23 protein-coding genes and 1 other RNA gene are annotated in these 22403 nt (G+C 60.7%); 10 read left to right on the top strand and 14 right to left on the bottom strand.

The features are described 5' to 3' along the window. Positions 1-24 precede the first annotated feature (24 nt). A complete protein-coding gene (locus F8N62_RS24035) occupies positions 25-1392 on the top strand; it encodes an inorganic triphosphatase (RefSeq protein WP_150713001.1) in 1368 nt (455 codons plus the stop codon). Positions 1393-1476: 84 nt separating this feature from the next. Here the strand turns inward: F8N62_RS24035 and F8N62_RS24030 are convergent, their stop codons facing one another. Then, positions 1477-1947, bottom strand: a complete 471-nt coding sequence (locus F8N62_RS24030; protein ID WP_150713000.1) for an Lrp/AsnC family transcriptional regulator — start codon at positions 1945-1947, stop codon at positions 1477-1479. Between the two features lie 126 nt (positions 1948-2073). Here F8N62_RS24030 and F8N62_RS24025 point away from each other — a divergent pair, with 126 nt between their 5' ends. The 3 genes from F8N62_RS24025 (at position 2074) to F8N62_RS24015 (ending at position 4686) form a co-directional block, all read left to right on the top strand. Further along, a complete protein-coding gene (locus F8N62_RS24025; RefSeq protein ID WP_150712999.1) occupies positions 2074-2412 on the top strand; it encodes a hypothetical protein in 339 nt (112 codons plus the stop codon). Between the two features lie 90 nt (positions 2413-2502). Continuing rightward, the gene (locus F8N62_RS24020; RefSeq protein ID WP_150712998.1) at positions 2503-4287 is read left to right on the top strand and encodes a GspE/PulE family protein; all 1785 of its coding nucleotides are present in this window, start codon (positions 2503-2505) and stop codon (positions 4285-4287) included. Between the two features lie 81 nt (positions 4288-4368). Next, a complete protein-coding gene (locus tag F8N62_RS24015; RefSeq protein ID WP_150712997.1) occupies positions 4369-4686 on the top strand; it encodes a DUF2388 domain-containing protein in 318 nt (105 codons plus the stop codon). 141 nt (positions 4687-4827) lie between these two features. On the opposite strand, the gene gcvP is transcribed toward F8N62_RS24015, so the two are convergent. The 10 genes from gcvP to F8N62_RS23960 all read right to left on the bottom strand — a co-directional run bounded on the left by gcvP (position 4828) and on the right by F8N62_RS23960 (position 17453). After that, positions 4828-7701: an aminomethyl-transferring glycine dehydrogenase gene (gcvP, locus tag F8N62_RS24010; RefSeq protein ID WP_150712996.1), complete on the bottom strand. Its 2874-nt coding sequence runs from the start codon at positions 7699-7701 to the stop codon at positions 4828-4830. A gap of 244 nt (positions 7702-7945) precedes the next feature. Beyond that, on the bottom strand, positions 7946-8329 hold the full coding sequence (gene gcvH, locus F8N62_RS24000; RefSeq protein WP_150712995.1) for a glycine cleavage system protein GcvH: 384 nt from the start codon (positions 8327-8329) through the stop codon (positions 7946-7948). A gap of 50 nt (positions 8330-8379) precedes the next feature. Then, positions 8380-9462, bottom strand: coding sequence for a glycine cleavage system aminomethyltransferase GcvT (gcvT, locus tag F8N62_RS23995; protein ID WP_150712994.1), 1083 nt, complete (start codon positions 9460-9462; stop codon positions 8380-8382). Between the two features lie 156 nt (positions 9463-9618). Beyond that, complete coding sequence (locus F8N62_RS23990; protein ID WP_150712993.1) at positions 9619-11235, bottom strand: ABC transporter permease; 1617 nt, start codon at positions 11233-11235, stop codon at positions 9619-9621. A 141-nt stretch (positions 11236-11376) separates the two neighbouring features. After that, positions 11377-12381, bottom strand: a complete 1005-nt coding sequence (locus tag F8N62_RS23985) for an extracellular solute-binding protein (RefSeq protein ID WP_150712992.1) — start codon at positions 12379-12381, stop codon at positions 11377-11379. 260 nt (positions 12382-12641) lie between these two features. Continuing rightward, positions 12642-13859: a 2-octaprenyl-3-methyl-6-methoxy-1,4-benzoquinol hydroxylase gene (locus tag F8N62_RS23980; protein ID WP_191632431.1), complete on the bottom strand. Its 1218-nt coding sequence runs from the start codon at positions 13857-13859 to the stop codon at positions 12642-12644. Positions 13860-13868: 9 nt separating this feature from the next. Further along, positions 13869-14354, bottom strand: coding sequence for a DUF4442 domain-containing protein (locus tag F8N62_RS23975; protein WP_150712990.1), 486 nt, complete (start codon positions 14352-14354; stop codon positions 13869-13871). Beyond that, positions 14347-15534 carry a 2-octaprenyl-6-methoxyphenyl hydroxylase gene (gene ubiH / locus F8N62_RS23970; RefSeq protein ID WP_150712989.1) on the bottom strand — a complete coding sequence of 396 codons (1188 nt, stop codon included), beginning with the start codon at positions 15532-15534 and terminating at the stop codon, positions 14347-14349. The genes F8N62_RS23975 and ubiH overlap by 8 nt, the downstream gene beginning before the upstream one ends. Then, a complete protein-coding gene (gene pepP, locus F8N62_RS23965; RefSeq protein WP_150712988.1) occupies positions 15531-16865 on the bottom strand; it encodes a Xaa-Pro aminopeptidase in 1335 nt (444 codons plus the stop codon). The genes ubiH and pepP overlap by 4 nt, the downstream gene beginning before the upstream one ends. A 27-nt stretch (positions 16866-16892) precedes the next feature. Further along, on the bottom strand, positions 16893-17453 hold the full coding sequence (locus F8N62_RS23960) for a YecA family protein (RefSeq protein WP_150712987.1): 561 nt from the start codon (positions 17451-17453) through the stop codon (positions 16893-16895). 195 nt (positions 17454-17648) lie between these two features. On the opposite strand from F8N62_RS23960, the gene F8N62_RS23955 reads away from it, so the two are divergent. The 4 genes from F8N62_RS23955 (at position 17649) to F8N62_RS23940 (ending at position 19073) form a co-directional block, all read left to right on the top strand. Beyond that, positions 17649-17858 (top strand): TIGR02449 family protein, encoded by a 210-nt coding sequence (locus F8N62_RS23955; protein WP_003213954.1) that lies wholly within the window; start codon positions 17649-17651, stop codon positions 17856-17858. Continuing rightward, entirely contained in the window at positions 17855-18172 is a 318-nt protein-coding gene (locus F8N62_RS23950; RefSeq protein WP_007942435.1) for a cell division protein ZapA, read from the top strand. Before F8N62_RS23955 ends, F8N62_RS23950 begins: the two co-directional genes overlap by 4 nt. Before the next feature lie 30 nt (positions 18173-18202). Beyond that, a non-coding RNA gene (gene ssrS / locus F8N62_RS23945) (6S RNA) lies at positions 18203-18381 on the top strand. Between the two features lie 86 nt (positions 18382-18467). After that, positions 18468-19073 carry a 5-formyltetrahydrofolate cyclo-ligase gene (locus F8N62_RS23940; protein ID WP_150712986.1) on the top strand — a complete coding sequence of 202 codons (606 nt, stop codon included), beginning with the start codon at positions 18468-18470 and terminating at the stop codon, positions 19071-19073. Between the two features lie 35 nt (positions 19074-19108). On the opposite strand, the gene F8N62_RS31570 is transcribed toward F8N62_RS23940, so the two are convergent. After that, a complete protein-coding gene (locus F8N62_RS31570; RefSeq protein WP_166655959.1) occupies positions 19109-19258 on the bottom strand; it encodes a hypothetical protein in 150 nt (49 codons plus the stop codon). A gap of 201 nt (positions 19259-19459) precedes the next feature. On the opposite strand from F8N62_RS31570, the gene F8N62_RS23935 reads away from it, so the two are divergent. Next, positions 19460-19912 carry an EVE domain-containing protein gene (locus tag F8N62_RS23935; RefSeq protein WP_150712985.1) on the top strand — a complete coding sequence of 151 codons (453 nt, stop codon included), beginning with the start codon at positions 19460-19462 and terminating at the stop codon, positions 19910-19912. A 140-nt stretch (positions 19913-20052) separates the two neighbouring features. On the opposite strand, the gene F8N62_RS23930 is transcribed toward F8N62_RS23935, so the two are convergent. Continuing rightward, positions 20053-20460, bottom strand: coding sequence for a flagellar basal body-associated protein FliL (locus F8N62_RS23930; RefSeq protein WP_150712984.1), 408 nt, complete (start codon positions 20458-20460; stop codon positions 20053-20055). Positions 20461-20610: 150 nt separating this feature from the next. Between F8N62_RS23930 and F8N62_RS23925 the strand changes: the two genes are divergently transcribed. After that, positions 20611-21588, top strand: a complete 978-nt coding sequence (locus tag F8N62_RS23925; protein WP_150712983.1) for an NADPH:quinone oxidoreductase family protein — start codon at positions 20611-20613, stop codon at positions 21586-21588. Positions 21589-21685: 97 nt separating this feature from the next. Here F8N62_RS23925 and F8N62_RS23920 read toward each other — a convergent pair whose 3' ends face one another. Then, positions 21686-22300, bottom strand: coding sequence for an energy transducer TonB (locus F8N62_RS23920; RefSeq protein WP_150712982.1), 615 nt, complete (start codon positions 22298-22300; stop codon positions 21686-21688). Positions 22301-22403: the final 103 nt, after the last annotated feature.

Below are 22403 nucleotides of genomic sequence, written 5' to 3'. Positions count from 1 at the left end.
CTCCCGATCCTGGATTTTCCGGCCATGCAGAAAGAAACTGAAATCAAACTCCGCGTCAGCCGCGAAACCCTCGCTGCCCTGCGCGAGCACCCGCTACTGAAAAAGCGCAACAAAAATGGCTGGGAACGCCGTGAACTGATGAACCAGTACTTCGACACGCCTGAGCGCGACCTGGCCCGCGCCAAGGTTGCCTTGCGCCTGCGCCGCGATGGCGAAGAAGTGATTCAGACGCTCAAGACCCGTGGCCAGAGCGTCGCCGGTTTGTCCGAGCGTAACGAGTACGACTGGAACCTGCCCAAAGCCAAGCTTGACGTGAAAAAGCTCGACGGCGAATGCTGGCCAGAAGAATTGGCCGAGCTGGACAAGAAAACCCTGAAGCCGATCTTCACCACCGATTTCGTCCGCGAACGCGCTGAAATCGCCTGGGGCCGTGGCAAGGCCAAAGTGGTCATCGAAGCCGCGCTGGACCTGGGTCACGTTGTGGTCGGCAAGCAGAAAGAAGAGATCTGCGAGCTGGAACTGGAATTACGCGAAGGCGAGCCGGCCGCGCTGCTGGAACTGGCCGCCGAACTGGCCGCGACCCTGGCCCTGATGCCGTGTGACATCAGCAAGGCCGAACGTGGTTACCGTTTGTACGACGCCAACAGCTACTCGCTGAGTCTGCCAGCCCCGCAGATCAGCGCCGAAACGCCGCTCGACGACGCGTTCGCCGCGCTGAGCTGGCACTTGTTGGGCAGCAGCCAGCGTCTGGCCGAGCAGTATCGCTTCAATGGCCACTGGCGCCTGTTGCAGGACTGGGTCGAAAACCTCGCCGAATTGCGCGCGCTGCTGAGCAGCCTGGGCCAGGCCGCGCCGCGTCAGTCGACACACGATCTGCGCATCGCGCTGGACGCCTTGCTCGAAGACTGGCGTCCACTGGTTCAAGCCGGTCTGGACGATGAAGACGTGCGCAAAGCCGCGCCGGAGCAGTTCCTCGAAGAACTGGAAGACCCGCGTTGGGGCCTGTTCTCGCTGAACACTTCGCGCTGGTTGCTGGCCCGTACGTGGGCGGCCGATCGCAACGTGCGCGGCAATCGCCAGGGCGCCGCTCAATTGGGCAGCTGGCTGCCGCGCCTGTTGGGCGAGGAAGCGACGTCTCTACAATTGCAGCGTTATCAGCAACAGCCGGAAGACCTGGCCGAACAGCTGCCGCGCATCGAACGCATCCAGGCCTGGATGCACCATGCCCGCGGCGTGCTGGACATCCCGGAAATGGATCGCCTGTACGGCGAGCTCAAGCAACTGGCGCTGCTGGCTAACGAGCCGATCACCGAAGAATCGCTGGATGCTCGCAAGCAGCAGGCGATTGCGGTCTACCAGAATCGTGCCTGGAAAATGCTGCTGCGTATGTAACGCCGCCAAAAGATCGCAGGCTTCGCCAGCTCCTACGGATGTACGCAACTCTGTAGGAGCTGCCGAAGGCTGCGATCTTTTGCTTCACCGCAACACCGGCAAACTCGTCGTCGACTTGATCTCCGACAGCGCCACAATCGAGTTCACCTCCTGTATCCCCGGCACCATCGACAGCTTCTCGAAAAAGAACCGCTCATACGCCTCGATATCCGCCGTCACAATCCGCAGCAAAAAATCCACCGACCCCATCAGCACATAACACTCCAGCACTTCGGGAAAACCGCGAATCGCCTCGGTGAATTCGGTGAAATTCGACCGCCCATGGGCATTGAGTTTGACCTCGGCAAAGATCTGCGTGTTTAGCCCGATTTTCTTTCGGTCGAGCAGCGTCACCTGAGCGCGAATGATCCCCTCTTCCTTCATCCGCTGAATCCGCCGCCAGCACGGCGATTGCGAGAGCCCCACCTGTTCGGCGATTTGCGCGCTGGACAGCGAAGCGTCCTCTTGCAGCAACGCGAGAATCTTGCGGTCGTAGCCATCCAGCTCGCTTTGCATAAAAAAACCTTTGATTGATGCCTGATTGAATTACATGATTCGGCAAATCGCCAATACGCCCCATGATAGATAAGAAATACCCGGCCTCGAATGTAAAAATTCCTTCAGTGAATTTGGAGACCGATCATGCCGCACCTCGAAGCCGTCAATACCCCGCCCACCCGCGCCGATGTCTGGAACGTCAGCAACGCCCACTGCCGAGTCCACTATCAACTGCTGGCCGAAGCGGAACCGGATCTGCTGTGCCGGGCGCTGAATCTGTTCGCGTTGCAATGTCTGACGCCGCAGCAGCTCAACGTACAGCGCACCGACGATCTGCTGGCGATCGACCTTGTCATCGACGGGCTGAGCTGGCACCGCGCTCAAGTGCTCGCGGACAAATTGCGTAACCTGATCAGCGTCTGCTCGGTGGACCTGCAAGCGGCTGATTCCGCATGGGTTGAAGCGACGCAGGCGGCCGGCTGAAAAAACCTGATACGGCTTCGTCGGGTAGTGGCCCAACGGTTGGCGGGTCCGCGACTATCCTTGGCGAACTGTTGTTCACGAGGAGCCCGCATGTCCGTTCAACTTGCCATTCAGGACCGCTGGCTGGATCTCAATGATTTGCTGCGCGAACTGGTCGCCCAAGGCTTCATCAGCCAGGACTCGGCCGAGCACGCGCTCAACGCCCGTCGTCGGCATGCCGCCAACGGCCAGATGCACCCACTGGAATTTGTCGCCAGCCAGCAGCTGGACGACCTCAGCCGAGCAGGCAAACATCTGGACCTGGAAAGCCTGACCCTATGGTTGTCGCAGCAGGCCGGTCAGCCTTACCTGCGCATCGATCCGCTGAAAATCAACGTCGCCGCCATTACCCCGCTGATGTCCTACGCCTTCGCCCAGCGCCACAAAATTCTTGCGGTGGCCGTTGATCGCGACGCGGTGACGGTGGCCAGTGCCCAGCCCTACGTCACCGGTTGGGAAGCCGACCTGACCCACGTATTGAAACTGCCGATCAAGCGCGTAGTGGCCAATCCGGTGGATATCCAGCGCTTCAGCGTGGAGTTTTTTCGCCTGGCGAAATCGGTCAGCGGCGCGACCACCGCCGATGCGCAGAGCAACTCCCTGGGCAACTTCGAGCAACTGCTCAATCTCGGTGCCAGCGACCAGGAGCCGGACGCCAACGACGCGCACATCGTCAATATCGTCGACTGGCTGTTCCAGTACGCCTTCCAGCAACGCGCCAGCGATATCCACATCGAACCCCGGCGCGAGCAAGGCACCGTGCGCTTTCGCATTGACGGCGTGTTGCACAACGTCTATCAATTCCCGCCGCAGGTGACCATGGCGATTGTCAGTCGCCTGAAAAGCCTGGGGCGAATGAACGTCGCGGAAAAACGCAAACCCCAGGACGGCCGGGTGAAAACCAAGACCCCGGACGGAGGGGAAGTCGAGCTGCGGCTGTCGACGTTGCCAACGGCGTTTGGCGAAAAAATGGTCATGCGGATCTTCGACCCTGAAGTGCTGCTCAAGGACTTCGATCAGTTGGGCTTCTCCGCCGAAGACCTGCGACGCTGGCAGGACATGACCAGCCAGCCGAACGGCATCATTCTGGTGACCGGCCCGACCGGTTCGGGCAAAACCACCACGCTCTACACCACGCTGAAGAAACTGGCGACGCCGGAGGTCAACCTCTGCACCATTGAAGACCCGATCGAAATGGTCGAGCCGGCCTTCAACCAGATGCAGGTGCAACACAACATCGACCTGACCTTCGCCGCCGGGGTGCGCGCACTGATGCGCCAAGACCCGGACATCATCATGATCGGCGAGATTCGCGACCTCGAAACCGCCGAAATGGCGATTCAGGCGGCGCTCACCGGCCACCTGGTGCTTTCGACGCTGCACACCAACGATGCACCCAGCGCGATCAGCCGCCTGCTGGAACTCGGCGTGCCGCATTACCTGATCAAGGCCACGGTACTCGGCGTCATGGCCCAGCGCCTGGTGCGAACCTTGTGCCCGCACTGCAAGGCACCGCTGACACTGAGCGAGGAAGACTGGCAAACCCTGACCAAACCCTGGCAGGCGCCGCTGCCCGGCAATGCGCAGCGCGCCATCGGCTGCCTGGAGTGCCGCGACACCGGCTATCGCGGTCGCGCCGGGGTTTACGAGATCATGCAGCTGACTGACAGCGTCAAAGCGCTGATCCATTCCGACTCCGATTTGCTGGCGATCCGCCGTCAGGCGTTCAAGGAAGGCATGCGCAGCTTGCGGCTGTCGGGCGCGCAGAAAGTTGCCGCGGGTTTGACCACGATTGAAGAGGTGCTGCGAGTGACCCCGCAGAGTGAGCAGAGATAGTGTGATGACTTGTATAGAGGGCATGGAACCCAATGGGTACTTGGCAATCCAAGCCCGTAGTTAATCCAGTGGAGTCACCTTATGCGTCTCAAACTTGCTGTTGCTACCATCGCCCTGTTGTCCCTTCCAGTCGGTTCGGCGATGGCCGACAGCTTTTGGCGTAACGTCCTTTCGTCCGGTGCGACCACCGGTTCGACCTACCTGACTTTCAAGGATCACAAACTGATCATTGCCGCCCAGGACGATGCTGGCAGTTTCGTTGCCAGTGACGGCGGTATCCGTGGGCCGTACCTGGAAGCCGCGATGCAGAAAGTCCGCGCTGATAATCCAGGCCTGCAGGCCACGGACATGGAACTGGCGAATGCGATTTTGGCGAAGAATGCCGTTGCTTCCGAGTAAGTTTGTCCGCTGAACAAAATGCCGCTCACATGAGCGGCATTTTTTTGTCCATTGAAAAGCAAAGATCGCAGCCTTCGGCAGCTCCTACGGGAGGGCGCATTCCAACGTAGGAGCTGCCGAAGGCTGCGATCTTTTGATCTTTCAGCGGTAATCGTCCACCGGAACGCAGGCGCAGAACAGGTTCCGGTCGCCATAAACGTTATCCACCCGATTCACCACCGGCCAGTACTTGTGCGCCTTGGTGTGCGCATCCGGCGTCACGGCCTGCTCGATGGTGTAAGGCCGCTCCCAGACTCCGGTGATATCGGCCAATGTGTGCGGCGCGCGTTTCAGCGGGTTGTCTTCGGCCGGCCAGTTGCCGTTCTGCACCTCGGTAATCTCAGCGCGAATGCTCAACATCGCGCCGATAAACCGGTCCAGCTCTGCTTTCGATTCACTTTCGGTGGGCTCAACCATCAAGGTGCCCGGTACCGGGAACGACATGGTCGGCGCGTGGAAGCCGTAGTCCATCAGGCGCTTGGCGACGTCCTCTTCGCTGATCCCGGTCAGCGCCTTGAGCGGCCGCAGGTCGAGAATGCATTCATGGGCCACCCGTTCGTTGCGACCGGTGTAGAGCACCGGGAATGCCCCGGACAAATGCTGCGCCAGGTAATTCGCGGCGAGGATAGCCACCTCGCTGGCGTCCGCCAGTTGCGGCCCCATCATGGCGATGTACATCCAGCTGATCGGCAGAATGCTCGCGCTGCCCCAAGGTGCCGCGCTGACCGCACCGTTCTGCGGCAGCGGTCCTTCAATGGCCACCACCGGGTGATTGGCCACAAACGGCGCGAGGTGCGCGCGCACGCCAATCGGGCCCATGCCCGGCCCGCCGCCGCCATGGGGAATGCAGAAGGTTTTGTGCAGGTTCATGTGCGAGACATCGGCGCCGATGTCCGCCGGCCGCGCCAACCCGACTTGCGCGTTGAGGTTGGCGCCATCCATGTAGACCTGTCCGCCGTGGCTGTGGATAACTTCGCAGATTTCGCTGATGCCTTCCTCGTAGACGCCGTGGGTCGAAGGATAGGTCGCCATCAGGCAGGCGAGTTTGTCCCCGGCGTGGGCGGCTTTTTCCTTCAGGTCATCCAGATCGACGTTGCCCGCTTCGTCACACTCGACGATGACCACGCGCATTCCGGCCATCTGCGCGGAAGCGGGGTTAGTGCCGTGGGCCGAAGACGGGATCAGGCAGATGTCCCGCGCGCCCTCGTGGCGACTCTCGTGGTATTTGCGGATCGCCAGCAGCCCGGCGTATTCACCTTGGGCGCCGGAGTTGGGTTGCATGCAAATCGCATCGAAACCGGTAATCGCGCACAGCCAGCGCTCAAGCTCCTCGATCATCAGCGAATAACCGACCGCCTGTTCTTTTGGCGCAAACGGGTGCAGGTTGGCGAATTGCGGCCAGGTGATGGGGATCATCTCGCTGGTGGCGTTGAGCTTCATGGTGCAAGAGCCCAGCGGAATCATCGACTGGTTGAGCGCAAGGTCCTTGTTCTCCAATTGTTTGAGGTAGCGCAGCATCTCGGTTTCGCTGTGGTGCGCGCTGAACACCGGGTGACGCAGGTACGGGGAAGAACGCAGCAGCCCGTCGGGGATACCGGAAGGCAGTGTCTCTGCGTCCAGTCCGTCGACGTTGAGCCCATGATCGGCACCGAGGAACACATCGAACAGTTTCGCCACGGTGGTTTCGTCAGAGGTTTCGTCGAGGCTCAGCCCCAACTGCCCGCGCCCGAGAATACGCAAGTTGATCTGCGCGGCCTGGGCGCTTTCGATGATCGCGGTCTGAGTACCCCCGACCTCCAGCGTCAGCGTGTCGAAAAAATGCTGGTTGAGGCGAGTAATGCCGTGGCGCTCCAGGCCCGCCGCGAGAATGCAGGTCAATCGGTGAACGCGCTGGGCAATTCGTTTCAAGCCTTCCGGGCCGTGGTAGACCGCATAAAAACTGGCGATGTTGGCCAGCAGCACCTGCGCGGTGCAGATGTTTGAATTGGCCTTCTCCCGACGGATATGTTGCTCGCGGGTTTGCAGGGCCATGCGCAACGCCGTGTTGCCGCGGGCATCTTTCGAGACGCCGATGATCCGCCCCGGAATCGCTCGTTTGTACTCATCGCGACTGGCAAAAAACGCCGCATGCGGCCCGCCATAACCCATCGGCACACCGAAGCGCTGGGACGAGCCGAACACCACGTCGGCGCCCAACTCTCCCGGCGGCGTCAGCAACAGCAGGCTCAGCAGGTCGGTGGCGACGCAGGCCAGCGCTTGTTGCGCATGCAGATGATCGATCAACGGACGAAGGTCGCGGATTTCTCCGTGGGTGTCGGGATATTGCAGCAGCGCGCCGAACACCTGGTGCTGTTTCAGGTTGTCCACCGTGTCGATGATCAGCTCGAAACCGAAGCCTTCGGCGCGGGTTTGCACCACGGAAATGGTCTGCGGATGACAGTTTTCATCGACGAAGAACAGGTTGCTTCTGGATTTGGCGACTCGCTTGGCCAACGCCATGGCTTCCGCCGCCGCCGTGGCTTCATCCAGCAGCGAAGCGTTGGCCAGCTCGAGTCCGGTCAGGTCGATGGTCAATTGCTGGAAGTTGAGCAGCGCTTCAAGCCGGCCTTGGGCGATCTCCGGTTGATAGGGTGTGTAAGCGGTGTACCAACCGGGGTTTTCCAACACGTTGCGCAAGATGACGGTCGGCGTCAGCGTGCCGTGGTAACCCATGCCGATCAGGCTGGTCCAGACCTGGTTCTGCTCGGCGTAACCGCGCAGTTTGGCGAGTGCGGCTTCTTCGTCGAGGGCCGGCGGCAGGTCGAGCGCCCGGTTCAGGCGGATTCCCGGCGGTACGGTCTGCTCGATCAGCTCGACCCGACTACCGACGCCAAGGCTGTCGAGCATGGCCTGCTGCTCGGCGGCATCGGGGCCGAGGTGGCGGCGGAGGAAGACATTGGGGTCGCGTAACTGGCTCAGGGACGGCAACTGGGACATGACGGGCTCTCTCTGGACTGGCGCTCTGCGTCGATGCGATACGGTCAAAACAGCATAGCAGTCGATATCAGACGCAAATCCTGTAGGAGCGAGCTTGCTCGCGATGGTCTTTAACGATGACGCTGTAAGCCTGCCACCCAGCGTTGTTCTCTGGTTCATCGCGAGCAAGCTCGCTCCTACAGGGGGGCAATCTGCGGGCAATAAAAAGCCCCGACAGGTCGGGGCTTTGGGTGACGCGCAAGGCTTACTCGCCGATATGGGCCTTGTAGCCAGCCGCATCAAGCAGCTTTTCCAGATCAGCCGTGTTGCTTGGCTTGAGCTTGAAGATCCAGGCGCTGTACGGATCGGAGTTGAGCAGTTCCGGATTAGCGCTCAGTTCCTCGTTGATCACAATCACTTCACCGGCCACCGGGGAATAGATATCGGACGCCGCTTTGACCGACTCCACCACACCGGATTGATCACCGGCTGCGAAGACTTTTCCAACCTCAGTCAGCTCGACAAACACCACATCGCCCAAGGCTTCCTGAGCGTGATCGCTGATGCCCACGGTGACGGTGCCATCGGCTTCCAGGCGGGCCCATTCGTGACTTTCGGCAAAACGCAGGTCGGCAGGGATATCGCTCATGTTCTGTGTCCTCAAGGAAATTGTCAGCGGTCGTTGCCCGCCAGAAAAGGTTAGATCAAGGTTTTGCCGTGGCGTACGAAGGTCGGTTTGACCACTCGGACGGGGTACCACTTGCCACGGATTTCCACTTCCGCGCGGTCGGCAGTTGCCATCGGCACGCGCGCCAGTGCAATCGACTTGCTAAGCGTAGGAGAGAAACTACCACTGGTGATCTCTCCTTCGCCAACATTGGCGATACGGACCACTTGATGAGCGCGCAAAACCCCACGCTCTTCAAGGACCAGGCCGACCAGTTTGTGCTGTACGCCCTGAGCCCGCTCGGCTTCCAGGGCAGCGCGGCCGATGAACTGACGAGTGGCCGGCTCCCAGGCAATGCTCCAGGCCATGTTCGAGGCCAGTGGCGAAACGTCTTGATGGATGTCCTGGCCGTACAGGTTCATGCCGGCTTCGACCCGCAGCGTATCCCGCGCACCCAGCCCAATGGGCGAGATGCCGGCACCGACCAGATCGTTGAAAAACCCGGGGGCCTGATTGGCTGGCAGAATGATTTCCAGACCGTCCTCGCCCGTGTAACCAGTGCGGGCGATAAACCAGTCACCGTCCGCCTGGCCTTCAAACGGCTTGAGCAGCTGGATCAGGTTGCCGCGAGACTGGGTGACCAGTTCGGAGATTTTGTGTCGGGCATGCGGGCCCTGGATGGCCAGCATCGCCATTTCCGAGCGCTCGTGGATTTGAACCTCGAAGCCATCAAGGTGTGCCTGCATCCACGCCAGATCCTGGTCGCGAGTGGAGGCGTTGACCACCAGTCGATAACCCTCATCGAGGCGATAGACAATCATGTCGTCGACGATGCCGCCGCGCTCATTGAGCATGGTGCTGTACAAGGCACGGCCAGGGCTGTGCAGGCGTTCGACGTCATTGGCCAGCAAATGCTGGAGCCAGTCCTTGGCCTGGGGGCCGCCGACATCGATCACGGTCATGTGGGATACATCAAAAACCCCGCAATCTCGGCGCACCTGATGGTGCTCCTCAACCTGCGAGCCGTAATGCAAAGGCATATCCCAACCGCCAAAATCGACCATCTTCGCGCCGAGGGCGAGATGAAGGTCATACAGAGGCGTACGCTGTCCCATGGGTTTCTCCTTCCGGGCGTGGCGAAGATGCGGGCCGGTGCTGCACGGGGTAAAAGCCTTTGAATTAAAGGCTTTCAGCCGATTTAAGCGACCAGGTCTGTAGGACGGACCGCACCGAATGCCGCGCATTGTAGCCGCAAGGTGTAGGACTGACACCTAGGTGTTTCGATGCGCCGAACGTCGAATCAATCCGATGACTGGTAACAGCCCGACCAAAACCAGGGTCAGGGCCGGCAGCGATGCTCTCGCCCACTCGCCTTCGCTGGTCATTTCGAAGATGCGCACGGCCAGCGTGTCCCAGCCAAACGGGCGCATCAGCAGGGTCGCGGGCATTTCCTTAAGCACGTCGACAAATATCAGCAGCGCTGCGCTCAACGTCCCGGGCAACAGCAACGGCAGATACACTTTGAAAAACAGTCGTGGCCCACTGACGCCAAGGCTACGTGCCGCTTCGGGCAAAGAGGGCCGTATTCGCGCCAGGCTGCTTTCGAGCGGCCCGTAAGCCACCGCAATGAAGCGCACCAGATACGCCAGCAACAAGGCCGACAGGCTGCCCAACAGCAAGGGTTTGCCGGCGCCGCCGAGCCAGCCCGAGATCGGGATGACCCATTGTCGATCCAGATAGCTGAACGCCAGCATGATCGACACCGCCAATACCGAGCCCGGCAAGGCGTAGCCGAGATTGGCCAGGCTGACTCCGGAACGGATCGCCCGGGTCGGCGCCAGACGCCGGGCAAACACCAGCACCAGCGCAACACTGACGGTGATCAGCGCCGCCATGCTGCCCAGGTACAGGGTGTGAACGATCAACCCGGCGTAACGCTCATCCAGATCGAAGCGCCCACGCTGCCAGAACCACACCACCAGTTGCAGCATGGGAATGACAAATGCGCAGGCGAACACCAGACCACACCAACTCGTCGCCGCCAGCGCTTTGAAACCGCGCAGGTGGTACAGCGCCTTGACCCGTGGTCGTTCGTTGCTCGCCCGGTTCGCCCCGCGAGCACGGCGCTCGCCGTACAGCACCAGCATTACCACCAGCAACAACAGGCTAGCCAGTTGCGTAGCGGTGGAGAGGCTGAAAAATCCGTACCAGGTCTTGTAGATGGCCGTGGTGAACGTGTCGAAGTTGAACACCGACACCGCGCCGAAATCCGCCAGGGTTTCCATCAGCGCGAGCGCTACACCCGCGCCAATGGCCGGACGTGCCATCGGCAAAGCGACTCGCCAGAACGCCTGCCAAGGGGATTGGCCGAGGACTCGCGCCGCTTCCATCAGGCCTTTGCCCTGCGCCAGAAACGCCGTGCGCGCCAACAGGTAAACGTAGGGATAAAAAACCAGCACCAGAACGAGGATGACGCCACCGGTCGAGCGCACTCGCGGTAGCCGCAAGCCCGTGCCAAACCATTCGCGCATCAACGTTTGTACGGGACCGGCAAAATCCAGCAGCCCGACGAAAACGAAGGCCAGTACGTAGGCGGGGATCGCGAACGGCAACATCAACGCCCAGTCCAGCCAGCGTCGACCGGGAAATTCGCAGAGGCTGGTGAGCCAGGCAAGGCTGACGCCCAACAGCGTGACGCCGACACCGACGCCAAGCACCAGAGTCAGCGTGTTGCCCAGCAGCCGTGGCATTTGTGTGTCCCAGAGATGGGACCAGATTTGCTGATCGATGGTTTGCCATGACAACAGCAAAACACTGAGGGGCAGCAGGACCAGCGCAGCGATGGCGAAGACCAGGGGGTACCAGCGGCGTTGGGCGGGGTGGGCCAAGGACAAGCTCTCTGCGCAAAATCAACGAATGTACGTTAAACGCAAAAAGATCGCAGCCTGCGGCAGCTCCTACGTTGGGATGATGGACACCCTGTAGGAGCTGCCGAAGGCTGCGATCTTTTGCTCTTTAAAACAGCAGACTCAGTTCCAGCCAGCACGATCCATCATGCGAATCGCTTCAGCCTGGCGCTTGCCGGCGACTTCCACCGGCAAGGTATCGGCGACGAACTTGCCCCAGGCGGCAACTTCCGCAGATGGCGCGACTGCCGGGTTGGCCGGGAATTCCTGGTTCACGTCGGCAAAGATTTTCTGCGCCTCAGGCGTGGTCATCCACTCCACCAACGCCTTCGCCGCTTCCGGGTGCGGTGCGTGTTTGGTCAGGCCGATGCCCGACAGATTGACGTGCACGCCACGGTCAGCCTGGTTTGGCCAGAACAACTTCACCGCCAGGTCCGGCTTCTGCTTGTGCAGACGGCCATAGTAGTAAGTATTGACGATGCCGACGTCGCACTGACCGGCGTTGATCGCTTCCAGTACCGCAACGTCATCGGAGAATACGTCGGTGGACAGGTTATTGACCCAGCCCTTGAGGATTTTCTCGGTTTTGTCGGCGCCGTGGACTTCGATCATGGTGGCGGTCAAGGACTGGTTGTAAACCTTCTTGGCCGTGCGCAGGCACAGGCGGCCTTCCCAGTTCTTGTCGGCCAGCCCTTCATAAGTGGTCAACTCGCCCGGCTTCACCCGGGTGGTGGAGTAAGCGATGGTCCGCGCCCGCAGGCTCAGGCCGGTCCAGGCGTGGGAAGCCGCGCGGTATTGCAGCGGGATGTTGGCGTCGATGGTTTTCGAAGTGAAGGGTTGCAGGATGCCCATTTGCTCGGCCTGCCAGAGGTTGCCGGCATCGACGGTCAGCAGCAGGTCGGCGGTGGCGTTCTCGCCTTCGGCCTTGATGCGCTGCATCAGGGGCGCTTCCTTGTCGGTGATGAACTTCACCTGCACGCCGGTTTTCGCGGTGTAGGCATCGAAGACCGGTTTGATCAGCTCGTCGATACGCGAGGAGTAAACCACCACCTCGTCAGCGGCCTGGGCGACAGTGCTGCCGATCAGGGTCAGGGCGAGTGCAGTCAGTAGACGCTTCGGTGCCAACATGGGAGCGATCTCGATTTGAAAAGTGAGGCCAAATGATAAGGACTCACATTTAGCTTCTCAATCGATCAGTTCGCGGAGGAGTTACCAGATGTTGCACAGCCAGAGAAGCCGACCCTGTGGCGAGGGGATTTATCCCCGTTGGGTTGCGAAGCGACCCTATAACCGCAGTCGAGGAAACTCAGGCACACCTGTGGGGAGATAAGCGACTGCTGCGCAGCCGAACGGGGATAAATCCCCTCACCACAGGGCCCGCGCCCAATTCAGGCCTTGGCCAGCGCCGGCAAATCCCCGATCAACCCCAACGCCTCACGCACAAACAGCGCCTTGGCTTCCGGCATCTGGTCAACCATCTTCAACCCGGCATTGCGCAACCAGCGCATCGGCAACGGGTCTGCCTGGAACAGCCGTTCAAACCCTTCCATCGCCGCCATCAACGCCAGGTTGTGCGGCATGCGCCGCCGCTCGTACCGGCTCAGCACTTTCACATCCGCCAGCCGCTCGCCGCGTTCAACCGCTTGCAGCAGCACTTCCGCCAGCACGGCAGCATCAAGGAAACCAAGGTTCACGCCCTGCCCGGCCAACGGGTGAATGGTGTGGGCCGCGTCGCCGATCAGCGCCAGGCCTTCGGCCACATAACGCTTGGCATGGCGCTGGCGCAGCGGCACGCACAAACGCGGATCGGCGCTGAGCACGCTGCCGAGCCGGCCTTCAAAGGCCCGCTCCAGTTCGCGACAGAAACCCTCGTCATCCAGCGCCATCAAGCGTTCGGCTTCGCTCGGCGTGGTGGACCAGACAATCGAGCACCAATCCTGCTGACCGTCGCGCTCCAGCGGCAGGAAGGCCAGCGGACCGTTATCGGTAAAGCGCTGCCACGCCGTCAGTTGGTGCGATTGAGTGCTGCGCACACTGGTGACGATTGCGTGGTGCATGTAATCCCACTCGCGCGTGGCCACCCCGGTCAGGCGTCGCACCGCCGAGTTGGCGCCATCCGCTGCAATCACCAAGGGCGAACGCAACGTGCGGCCATCGGCAAGGGTCAGCAGCCAGTCATCACCGGAGCGACGCATCTGCTCCAAGCGCGCATTGGCCAGCATTCCCAGATCGCAGTCGTGCAAACGGTCGAGCAAGGCATCCTGAACCACACGGTTCTCGACGATATGCCCGAGCACTTCAGCGTGCACGCTGGTGGCCGAAAAGTGGATTTGCCCGGTGCCGCTGCCGTCCCAGACGTGCATGTCGGTGTAGGGGCTGCAGCGCCGGCTGGCGATGCCGTCCCAGACACCCAGGCGCTCGAGAATTCGCTGACTGGCGGCCGATAACGCGCTCACTCGCGGTTCGAACGGTGCTTGCCCGTCGAAGGGTTTGACGCTCATGGGGCTGCCGTCCAGCAACAGCACTTGCAACCCGCTGGCCTGTAACGCCAGCGCCAGGGCGCTGCCGACCATTCCGGCCCCGACAATCAGCAGATCTGCGCGCATGTCCATGCTTTAAGCCTGTCTCGCTTGCGGCTTGAGCCGCACGTAAAGGGTTTTCTGCACCCGCGCCACCAGGGTGCCGGCGCCGTCGTGGATATCGACCTGCAATTGCGGCAGGTATTTTTCGCCGTTCGCGGTTTGCTGGCGGATCTCGTCGAGCAAGGTCTCGTCGATCCTGAAACTGGCAAACACCGGACCTTTGCCCGGCGAGATGAAATCGATGTCCGCCGCTTTGTCCCAGACAATGTAATGGCGTCCGAGGTTTTCCATCAGCATCAGCATGTAGAACGGGTCAACCATCGAATACAGGCTGCCACCGAATTGCGTGCCAACGTAATTGCGGTTGTACCAGCCCAATCCCATGGACACCTTGACGTCCCGGAAATCATCGCTGATGTGCTGCACGCGAACCCCGGCGCCGAGGTACGGCGGGTAGAAGGTCATGAACCAACGCATCAACCGAGCTTTGCCGAAGGTGTCCGTCAGCCACTTAAGCATCGGGACGCGTACCCAGGCCCATGGCCTGCCGGGCGAACCAGCGCTTGGCCGGCGGCAGCAGATCGAGTCCGAGCAGGCCAATGTTGCGCCCCAGCGAGACCAGCGGTTGAGTGCTGCCGAACAATCGCGTGACCTGATCGGAGAACCCCACGGTCAGGGTCTGATCCAGCCGCTGACGCTCGCGATAAGCCTGCAACGTCGTAAAATCGCCCGGTGATGTTTCGCTCGCCAACAGCGCATCGGCCAACGCCTGTGCATCGCGCAGCGACAGGTTGAAGCCCTGGCCCGCAATCGGGTGCAGGCTGTGCGCGGCGTTGCCGAGGATCGCCAGATACGGACGGACCTGCTCTTCGGCCTCGATCAGCGTCAGGGGATAAAGATGCCGTGCGCCGACCTGTTTCAAAGTGCCGAGACGGTAACCGAACACGCCCTGCAACTCGCTGAGAAAACTGCGTTCATCGAGGGCCGCAAGCCGTTGCGCGTCCATGCCCAGGCGCGTCCAGACCAGCGCGCAACGGTTGTCTGGCAACGGCAGCAACGCCATCGGACCGTCGTCGGTGAAGCGCTCGAACGCCACACCGTTGTGCGCTTCGCTCGGGGTGATGTTGGCAATCAGCGCGCTCTGGTTGTACGGACGTTTTTTGATGCCGATCCCCAGTTGCTCGCGCAGCCCGGAACGGCCGCCATCCGCCAGCACCGCGAGGTCGCATTCCAGGGTGGTTTCGTCATTGAGCGTCAGCCGATAGCCATCGGTCAGCGGCTCCATGCGCGTGACTTCAGCGGGGCAACGCCAAGTGACCACGTCCTTGTCCAGACCTTGCCAGAGGCTTTGGCCGAGCCAGGCGTTTTCCACCACGTAACCCAGCGCCGGCACGCCCTCTTCCATCGCCGACAGGCGCGCGGTAGAAAAGCGGCCACGGTCGGAGACATGAATCTGCTTGATCGGCTCGGCACGGCGGGAGATTTCCTGCCACACGCCCAACCGTTGGTAAATCTGTTTGGCACCGTAGGACAGCGCCGAAGAACGGGCGTCGTAGCTCGGTTGATAAGTATGCCCAGGCGCAAAGGGTTCGATCAGCACGATCTTCCAGCCGCGGGCCTTGGCCCCGGCCTGCAACGCCAACGCCAGGCTGGCGCCGACCAGCCCCCCACCGATGATTGCCAGATTGACCCGACTCATGCCGCGCAGGTCCGGGCAGCAGCCATCAGGGCCTCGATCTCGGCGACCGTTTTCGGCACGCCACTGGTCAGGATTTCACAGCCGGTTTTGGTCACCACTACGTCGTCCTCGATGCGCACGCCAATGCCGCGCCATTTTTTCGCTACGTTCTGGTTGTCTGCAGCAATGTAAATGCCCGGTTCCACGGTCAGCGCCATGCCCACTTCCAGCACACGCCATTCGCCGCCGACCTTGTACTCGCCGACGTCATGCACATCCATGCCCAGCCAGTGCCCGGCGCGGTGCATGTAAAACGCTTTATAGGCTTCGCTGGCGATCAGCTCGTCGACGTCGCCCTGCAACAAGCCCAACTTCACCAGACCGGCAGTGATCACCCGGACCGTAGCTTCGTGCGCCTGATTCCAGTGCTTGTTCGGGGCGATTTCGGCAAAGGCGGCTTCCTGGGAAGCCAGCACCAACTCGTAGATCGCCTTCTGTTCCGCTGAATACTTGCCGCTGACCGGCCAGGTGCGGGTGATGTCGCTGGCGTAGCAGTCGATCTCGCAACCGGCGTCGATCAGCACCAGATCGCCGTCCTTGAGTACAGCGTCATTCTGCTGGTAATGCAGGATGCAGCTGTTGCGTCCGGCGGCGACGATCGAACCGTACGCCGGCATCTTCGCCCCGCCCTTGCGAAACTCGTAGTCGAGCTCGGCTTCGAGGCTGAACTCGTGCAGCCCGGCCCGGCTGGCCTGCATCGCCCGAATGTGCGCCCGAGCGGAAATCCGCGCAGCTTCACGCATCACCTTCACTTCTGCGGTCGATTTATACAGACGCATGTCGTGCAGCAGATGATCCAGCGCAACGTATTCGTTCGGCGGCTGGGCCCCGCGGTGCGTATTGGCGCGGATGATGTTGATCCAGTCCATCAGGTGCCGGTCGAATTCCGGATTGCTGCCCATCGCCGAATACACCCGGTCGCGCCCTTCGATCAGGCCCGGCAGGATGTCGTCGATGTCGGTGATGGGGAACGCGTCGTCGGCACCGAAGTCGCGAATCGCGCCTTCCTGGCCTGCGCGCAGGCCGTCCCACAGTTCTCGCTCGACGTTGCGCTCACGGCAAAACAGTACGTATTCGCCGTGCTCGCGGCCGGGCATCAAGACGATGACGGCTTGAGGCTCGGGAAAACCGCTGAGGTACTGGAAGTCGCTGTCCTGACGATAAACGTGCTCGACATCGCGGTTGCGGATGGCCACTGCGGCGGCGGGCAGGATGGCGATGCTGTTGGGTTCCATCTGCGCCATCAGGGCCTTGCGGCGACGGCTGTATTCCGATTTCGGGATATGAATCATGGGCAGATGGCTTTCCCTGTCACGCGATTAATGCAACGACGGCTTGGCGGCAGCGGGTGCGTCCGGCTTGCGGGTTTCGGAAAACAGCAGCAGCGGCGCGACGCGCAGGTATTCCATGACTTCCATGTAATCGCTTTCGCCGTCGTCGGACTCTTCGAGCGCGTCTTGCACTTGGGAAATGGCGGCCAGATCCTGCAGCACTTCGGTGGCTTCAGTGCTCAGCATGCTGCTGTCACGGCAGTTCAGGCCGAAACCGCTGAGGAAACCCTGGCACCACTGGCCCAGTGCAACGGCACGATCAGCCAGCGGTTCGTCGTCGCTCGGCAGCAGCAGAACGACAGTCACGTCGTCGCCGGTGAGCTCGCCCTTGACCATCGCTTGCAAGCCGATCAGGGCATTGCGAACGTTGTCCTGCGGCTCGCTTTCGAGCAGCTCGGCGGCGTCAACCAGCCAGCCTTCGGCATCGAAACCGGCACCGGCGCAACTGCGGCCGAGCAGCAGGCCGTGCAGTTCGGCAGGCGAGACGTTATGACCGCTGGAAGTCAGCAGAGTGGCGAAGGCTTGGTACGGAGAATTCTGAATGGGCATGGGCAGCTAGGCGCCAGACGGCGCTATGTCTAGAATGAAGGCCTTGTATCCTACATCGACTACCCCTGTAGGAGCGAGCTTGCTCGCGATGGTCGACGAACATGACGCTGGGTACCTGACACCCGCGGCGTTCTCGGGCTCATCGCGAGCAAGCTCGCTCCTACAAAGTCCGACACCCATCAGACAGTGAAGACAATGGAAGACACCGACCTGCAAGCGCTGATGGCGAGACTCGAATTGCTAATTAATCGGGTCGAGCAACTTAAGAGCCAAAACGGACTCCTATTAGCTCAGGAAAAGACCTGGCGCGAGGAACGCGCTCACCTCATTGAAAAAAACGAAATCGCCCGGCGTAAGGTCGAATCGATGATTTCGCGCCTCAAGGCCCTGGAGCAAGACTCATGAGTTCAAGCAATAGCGTAACCGTGCAGATCCTCGACAAAGAATATTCGATCATCTGCCCCCAGGAAGAGCGCAGCAACCTGGTGAGCGCTGCCCGTTACCTGGACGGCAAGATGCGCGAAATCCGCAGCAGCGGCAAAGTCATCGGCGCCGATCGCATCGCTGTCATGGCCGCGCTGAACATTACCCACGATCTTCTGCACAAGGAAGAACGCCCGGACGTGCAGGCCAGCGGCTCGACCCGCGAGCAGGTTCGCGACCTGCTCGATCGCGTCGATCTGGTGCTCGCCACTGATCCGGACGTCACCAAGGGCTGATTCGTCCGACCGCTTGGGTTATACTCGCAGCACTCCCTGGGGTGCTTGCCAGTTGACCACGTCCCTGAGCCGATTCGCACTACCCTGGAGGCTGCACGTTGGGCTGGTGTGCATGTCCGCTAGACGGAAAGCCTTAAAGCCTACTGCATCTTCCACCTTGAACTTTCGGGTTCAAGGGCTAAGTCAGCAGCGGTTCATCCGGGGAGCCTGATTCCAGTCCGATGCCGGTTTAAATACCGGCATCGGCTTTTTTACGGGTACGCTTTATGTATCCGCCCTGCCGAAGCCCTTATCCATGACCGAACCTGCGCTGCTGCCCCGCCCGCAACTTCGACGCATGCTGCGCAAGGCCCGCCGCGCACTGACCCCCAGTCAACAGCGCCAGGCCGCCCGCGGGCTGTACAAGCAACTGGCCCAGCAGCCGTTGTTCCGGCGCGCAAAACACATTTCGCTGTATCTACCCACCGACGGTGAAATCGACCCGCGCCTGCTCATGCGCGCGGCGCAACGCCGGGGCAAGGCGACCTACCTGCCGGTGCTCAGCGCCTGGCCGCGCACCAAGATGGTGTTCCAGCGCATTCGCCCCGGCGAAAAACTCAAACCCAATCGTTTTCGCATTCTCGAACCCAGGCACAACCTTGCCCGACAACGCAAAGTCTGGGCACTGGATCTGGTGTTGTTGCCATTGGTCGGGTTTGACGATGTAGGCGGACGCCTGGGTATGGGCGGCGGTTTTTACGATCGAAGCCTGGCGTACCTGGCGCGACGCAAAACCTGGCGCAAGCCGACGTTACTGGGGCTGGCCCATGAATGCCAGAAGGTCGAACGACTGGCTCAAGCGAGCTGGGATGTACCGTTGCAGGGAACGGTTACAGACAAGGCGGGGTATTTCGCAGGCTAGACGCCACTGCAATCAGCGGCGTCGAAAAGGCAGGTTCAGCGCTTGAAGGCCGACGGCTGTTGCTGCGCGATTTCAATCGGCGCATCGGTCTTGTTGCTCCACAAGCTTTGGGCATAGCCAGTGGTCACGACGCCCAGGCCGAACAAAATAACCAAAATCCATAGTAAATCCGGTTTGCGTTTCATCGATTGCCCCCCAAAGGCACATCAACACGATGACAGCAGCGGTTTCCGTTGTAGGTGTAGGCCGTGCAGCAGCGTCAAGCTTAGAAGGCCGGCATTTTGCGTCAACGTGAACCGACACGCAAACGCTGGCGTCAACCGACTGTCGGTTTGTCATAAAATTGCCCGACAACTTGCCCACCCGATCCGCAAGGAGCAAAAACCATGGCCTACTGGCTGATGAAATCCGAGCCCGACGAGCTCTCGATCACCGATCTGGAGAAGCTTGGCAAAGCGCGCTGGGATGGGGTTCGCAACTATCAGGCGCGTAATTTTCTGAGGGCCATGGCGGTCGGCGACGCGTTCTTTTTCTATCACTCCAGCTGCCCTGAGCCGGGGATTGCCGGCATTGGCAAAATTGTCGAAGCGGCGTATCCGGACCCGACGGCGCTTGAGCCGGAGAGTCATTATTACGATCCGAAAGCCACCGCCGAGAAAAACGCCTGGAGCGCGATAGATGTCGCGCATGCCGAGACGTTTTCCAGGGTGTTGAAGCTGGATTATTTGAAACAGCAGACGGCACTGGCGGAGATGCCGCTGGTGCAGAAGGGTTCGCGATTGTCGGTAATGCCGGTGACGGCCGAGCAATGGGCGGCGGTTATCGCACTCAAGCCGTAAATACCCAGCACTATTCAGAATGTCATCGCGGGCAAGCCCGCTCCCACAATGATCTCCAGTGAATGCAATTTTTGCATCCAGCTCAAATCCCTGTGGGAGCGAGCCTGCTCGCGAAGGGGCCCGCCCGGCCAGCGAATGACTTATTGAATGATGAGGTTGTTGAATAACAAATCTTCAACCACCGGCTTCCCCGTTTCGTCATTCATGATCTGCTGAGTCTGCTTCAACGCTTCCTGACGCAGCTTTTCCTTGGCCTCGACGTTGTTCATCGCCTCGGTGGTCTGCTGGGCAAACAACGCCACCAGTTGATTGCGGATCAGCGGCTCGTTGGCCTTCACCAGTTTGGTCGCCTCGTCACCGGTCACCCGCAACGCCACGTCCGCCTTGTACACTTTGAGTTTCGATGTGCCATCCAACCCATAGTTGCCCACGAATGGCGGGCTCAGGGTGATGTAATTGACCTTCGGCGCCTCGCCTTCTTTGGCTTCTTCAGCCACTGCTGCCACAGGCAGAGACAGGGCCAGCAACAACATGATCCACGCTTTCACAATTCGCTCCTTATCCGGTTTGCGGCCTAGCATAACGACCCGCCGCGCAAGCACAAGCTTATGGCTGGCTATCAGGGCGGGGCATGCTCGTTGACCCGTCGACTCACACACCTACACTTATCGGCCATCACTCCCAAAGGAATAGCCCTGATGAAAGCCGTGCTGTGCAAAGCCTTCGGCCCTGCCGAATCGCTGGTGCTGGAAGACGTCGCCAGCCCTGTCGCGAAGAAGAACGAAATCCTGCTGGAGGTGCACGCCGCCGGGGTGAATTTCCCGGACACGCTGATCATCGAGGGCAAATACCAGTTCAAGCCGCCCTTCCCTTTTTCGCCGGGTGGCGAAGCGGCCGGCGTGGTCAGCGCAGTCGGCGAGAAAGTCAGCCACTTGAAAGTCGGTGACCGGGTCATGGCCCTCACCGGTTGGGGCAGCTTCGCAGAACAGGTCGCCGTTCCAGGCTACAACGTGCTGCCAATTCCGCCGTCCATGGACTTCAACACGGCCGCAGCTTTCAGCATGACCTACGGCACTTCGATGCACGCGCTCAAGCAACGGGGCAACCTGCAACCTGGTGAAACCCTGCTGGTTCTCGGCGCCTCCGGCGGTGTCGGCCTGGCTGCCGTGGAAATCGGCAAAGCCATGGGCGCCCGCGTGATCGCCGCCGCCAGCAGCGCCGAAAAACTCGCGGTGGCCAAGGCTGCCGGCGCCGATGAACTGATCAACTACAGCGAAACCAGTCTCAAGGACGAAATCAAACGCCTGACCGACGGCCAGGGTGCAGACGTGATCTACGACCCGGTCGGCGGTGACCTGTTTGACCAGGCCATCCGCGCCATCGCCTGGAACGGCCGCCTTCTGGTCGTCGGTTTCGCCAGCGGCCGCATTCCGGAACTGCCGGTCAACCTCGCCCTGCTTAAAGGTGCAGCGGTGGTCGGCGTGTTCTGGGGCTCGTTTGCCCAACGCCAGCCGCAGGACAACGCGGCGAACTTCCAGCAATTGTTTGGCTGGTTCGCCGAGGGCAAGCTGAAGCCGCTGGTGTCGCAGGTGTATCCGTTGAGCAATGCGGCGCAGGCGATCAACGATCTTGGCCAGCGCAAGGCGGTCGGGAAAGTGGTGGTGCAGGTTCGCTGATTTACTGCGGGACAATAAAAGGCCAGAACAACTGATAAAGTTGTTCTGGCCTTCTGTTTACGCGATTTTAAAACCGGATCGCGCTCCACGCTTGCGTTCACAGCAACTCACGGATTTCCTCCGGAAGAAAACGCACAAACCGCGTCGCCTGATGCGTGTTACACCGGCGAACAATCGAAGGCACGCTTTTGTTGAGTTTGGCGATGAGCGCCAGACGTCTCGCGTCCGGCAATTGTGTGGGCGAGAGGGAGTGGGTCAAGTAACTGCGGGTCCACATGAACACCGGCATGTCCACCCAGGAAAAATCAGCCCGCTGCAGCGCTGCCTTGGCGACGTCGCCACAACTTAACTTTTTCAGTTCTTCGTTGGCGTGAATCGGCAGTTTTTCGTCCAGCCTGAAAACCATGGGCGCGACCACCTGGACTTGCGCAGGTCGTTCAGGGGAAATGGCCCAGGGTTTGTATCGCCACTGGCTGACCGCCGTTCGAGCGGCTTCGACCAGCTCAGGATGAGCGTCCTTCGAAGCCTCGACCGTGTTCACCGATCCATCGGCGTGGACGGTAAAACTGACACGCAGCATGCCGGTGATTCCGGTCCGGTAAAGCGCCACGGGGTAAACCGGCTTGGGATTGTTCTGCGGAATCAGGAACACCTCGGCAGCCCTGACATCGATCGACAACACCAGCAAAAGCACGCACACAACGCACCGCATAACCCTCTCCTTCGCGACTGAAAGCCAGATCTGGCAACCGCACACAGGTTAAGGCTCGACGGTTTTTTACATAACGTGACGGCTTCCCATTCAAGCGCAGGAC

The sequence above is a fragment of the Pseudomonas fluorescens genome, from assembly GCF_902497785.1.
GTDB classification, from domain to species: Bacteria; Pseudomonadota; Gammaproteobacteria; order Pseudomonadales; family Pseudomonadaceae; genus Aquipseudomonas; species Aquipseudomonas fluorescens_BO.
The sequence above is the reverse complement of the archived record's forward strand: the minus strand, read 5'-3'. Positions and strand labels throughout refer to the sequence as shown.

Excerpts from the sequence above, each read along its gene's own strand:
- F8N62_RS24035 (WP_150713001.1), top strand. The coding sequence starts at position 25 with ATGCAGAAAGAAACTGAAATCAAACTCCGCGTCAGCCGCGAAACCCTC.
- F8N62_RS24030 (WP_150713000.1), bottom strand. The coding sequence starts at position 1,947 with ATGCAAAGCGAGCTGGATGGCTACGACCGCAAGATTCTCGCGTTGCTG.
- F8N62_RS24025 (WP_150712999.1), top strand. The coding sequence starts at position 2,074 with ATGCCGCACCTCGAAGCCGTCAATACCCCGCCCACCCGCGCCGATGTC.
- F8N62_RS24020 (WP_150712998.1), top strand. The coding sequence starts at position 2,503 with ATGTCCGTTCAACTTGCCATTCAGGACCGCTGGCTGGATCTCAATGAT.
- F8N62_RS24015 (WP_150712997.1), top strand. The coding sequence starts at position 4,369 with ATGCGTCTCAAACTTGCTGTTGCTACCATCGCCCTGTTGTCCCTTCCA.
- gcvP (WP_150712996.1), bottom strand. The coding sequence starts at position 7,701 with ATGTCCCAGTTGCCGTCCCTGAGCCAGTTACGCGACCCCAATGTCTTC.
- gcvH (WP_150712995.1), bottom strand. The coding sequence starts at position 8,329 with ATGAGCGATATCCCTGCCGACCTGCGTTTTGCCGAAAGTCACGAATGG.
- gcvT (WP_150712994.1), bottom strand. The coding sequence starts at position 9,462 with ATGGGACAGCGTACGCCTCTGTATGACCTTCATCTCGCCCTCGGCGCG.
- F8N62_RS23985 (WP_150712992.1), bottom strand. The coding sequence starts at position 12,381 with ATGTTGGCACCGAAGCGTCTACTGACTGCACTCGCCCTGACCCTGATC.
- F8N62_RS23980 (WP_191632431.1), bottom strand. The coding sequence starts at position 13,859 with ATGCGCGCAGATCTGCTGATTGTCGGGGCCGGAATGGTCGGCAGCGCC.
- F8N62_RS23975 (WP_150712990.1), bottom strand. The coding sequence starts at position 14,354 with ATGCTTAAGTGGCTGACGGACACCTTCGGCAAAGCTCGGTTGATGCGT.
- ubiH (WP_150712989.1), bottom strand. The coding sequence starts at position 15,534 with ATGAGTCGGGTCAATCTGGCAATCATCGGTGGGGGGCTGGTCGGCGCC.
- pepP (WP_150712988.1), bottom strand. The coding sequence starts at position 16,865 with ATGATTCATATCCCGAAATCGGAATACAGCCGTCGCCGCAAGGCCCTG.
- F8N62_RS23960 (WP_150712987.1), bottom strand. The coding sequence starts at position 17,453 with ATGCCCATTCAGAATTCTCCGTACCAAGCCTTCGCCACTCTGCTGACT.
- F8N62_RS23955 (WP_003213954.1), top strand. The coding sequence starts at position 17,649 with ATGGAAGACACCGACCTGCAAGCGCTGATGGCGAGACTCGAATTGCTA.
- F8N62_RS23950 (WP_007942435.1), top strand. The coding sequence starts at position 17,855 with ATGAGTTCAAGCAATAGCGTAACCGTGCAGATCCTCGACAAAGAATAT.
- F8N62_RS23940 (WP_150712986.1), top strand. The coding sequence starts at position 18,468 with ATGACCGAACCTGCGCTGCTGCCCCGCCCGCAACTTCGACGCATGCTG.
- F8N62_RS31570 (WP_166655959.1), bottom strand. The coding sequence starts at position 19,258 with ATGAAACGCAAACCGGATTTACTATGGATTTTGGTTATTTTGTTCGGC.
- F8N62_RS23935 (WP_150712985.1), top strand. The coding sequence starts at position 19,460 with ATGGCCTACTGGCTGATGAAATCCGAGCCCGACGAGCTCTCGATCACC.
- F8N62_RS23925 (WP_150712983.1), top strand. The coding sequence starts at position 20,611 with ATGAAAGCCGTGCTGTGCAAAGCCTTCGGCCCTGCCGAATCGCTGGTG.
- F8N62_RS23920 (WP_150712982.1), bottom strand. The coding sequence starts at position 22,300 with ATGCGGTGCGTTGTGTGCGTGCTTTTGCTGGTGTTGTCGATCGATGTC.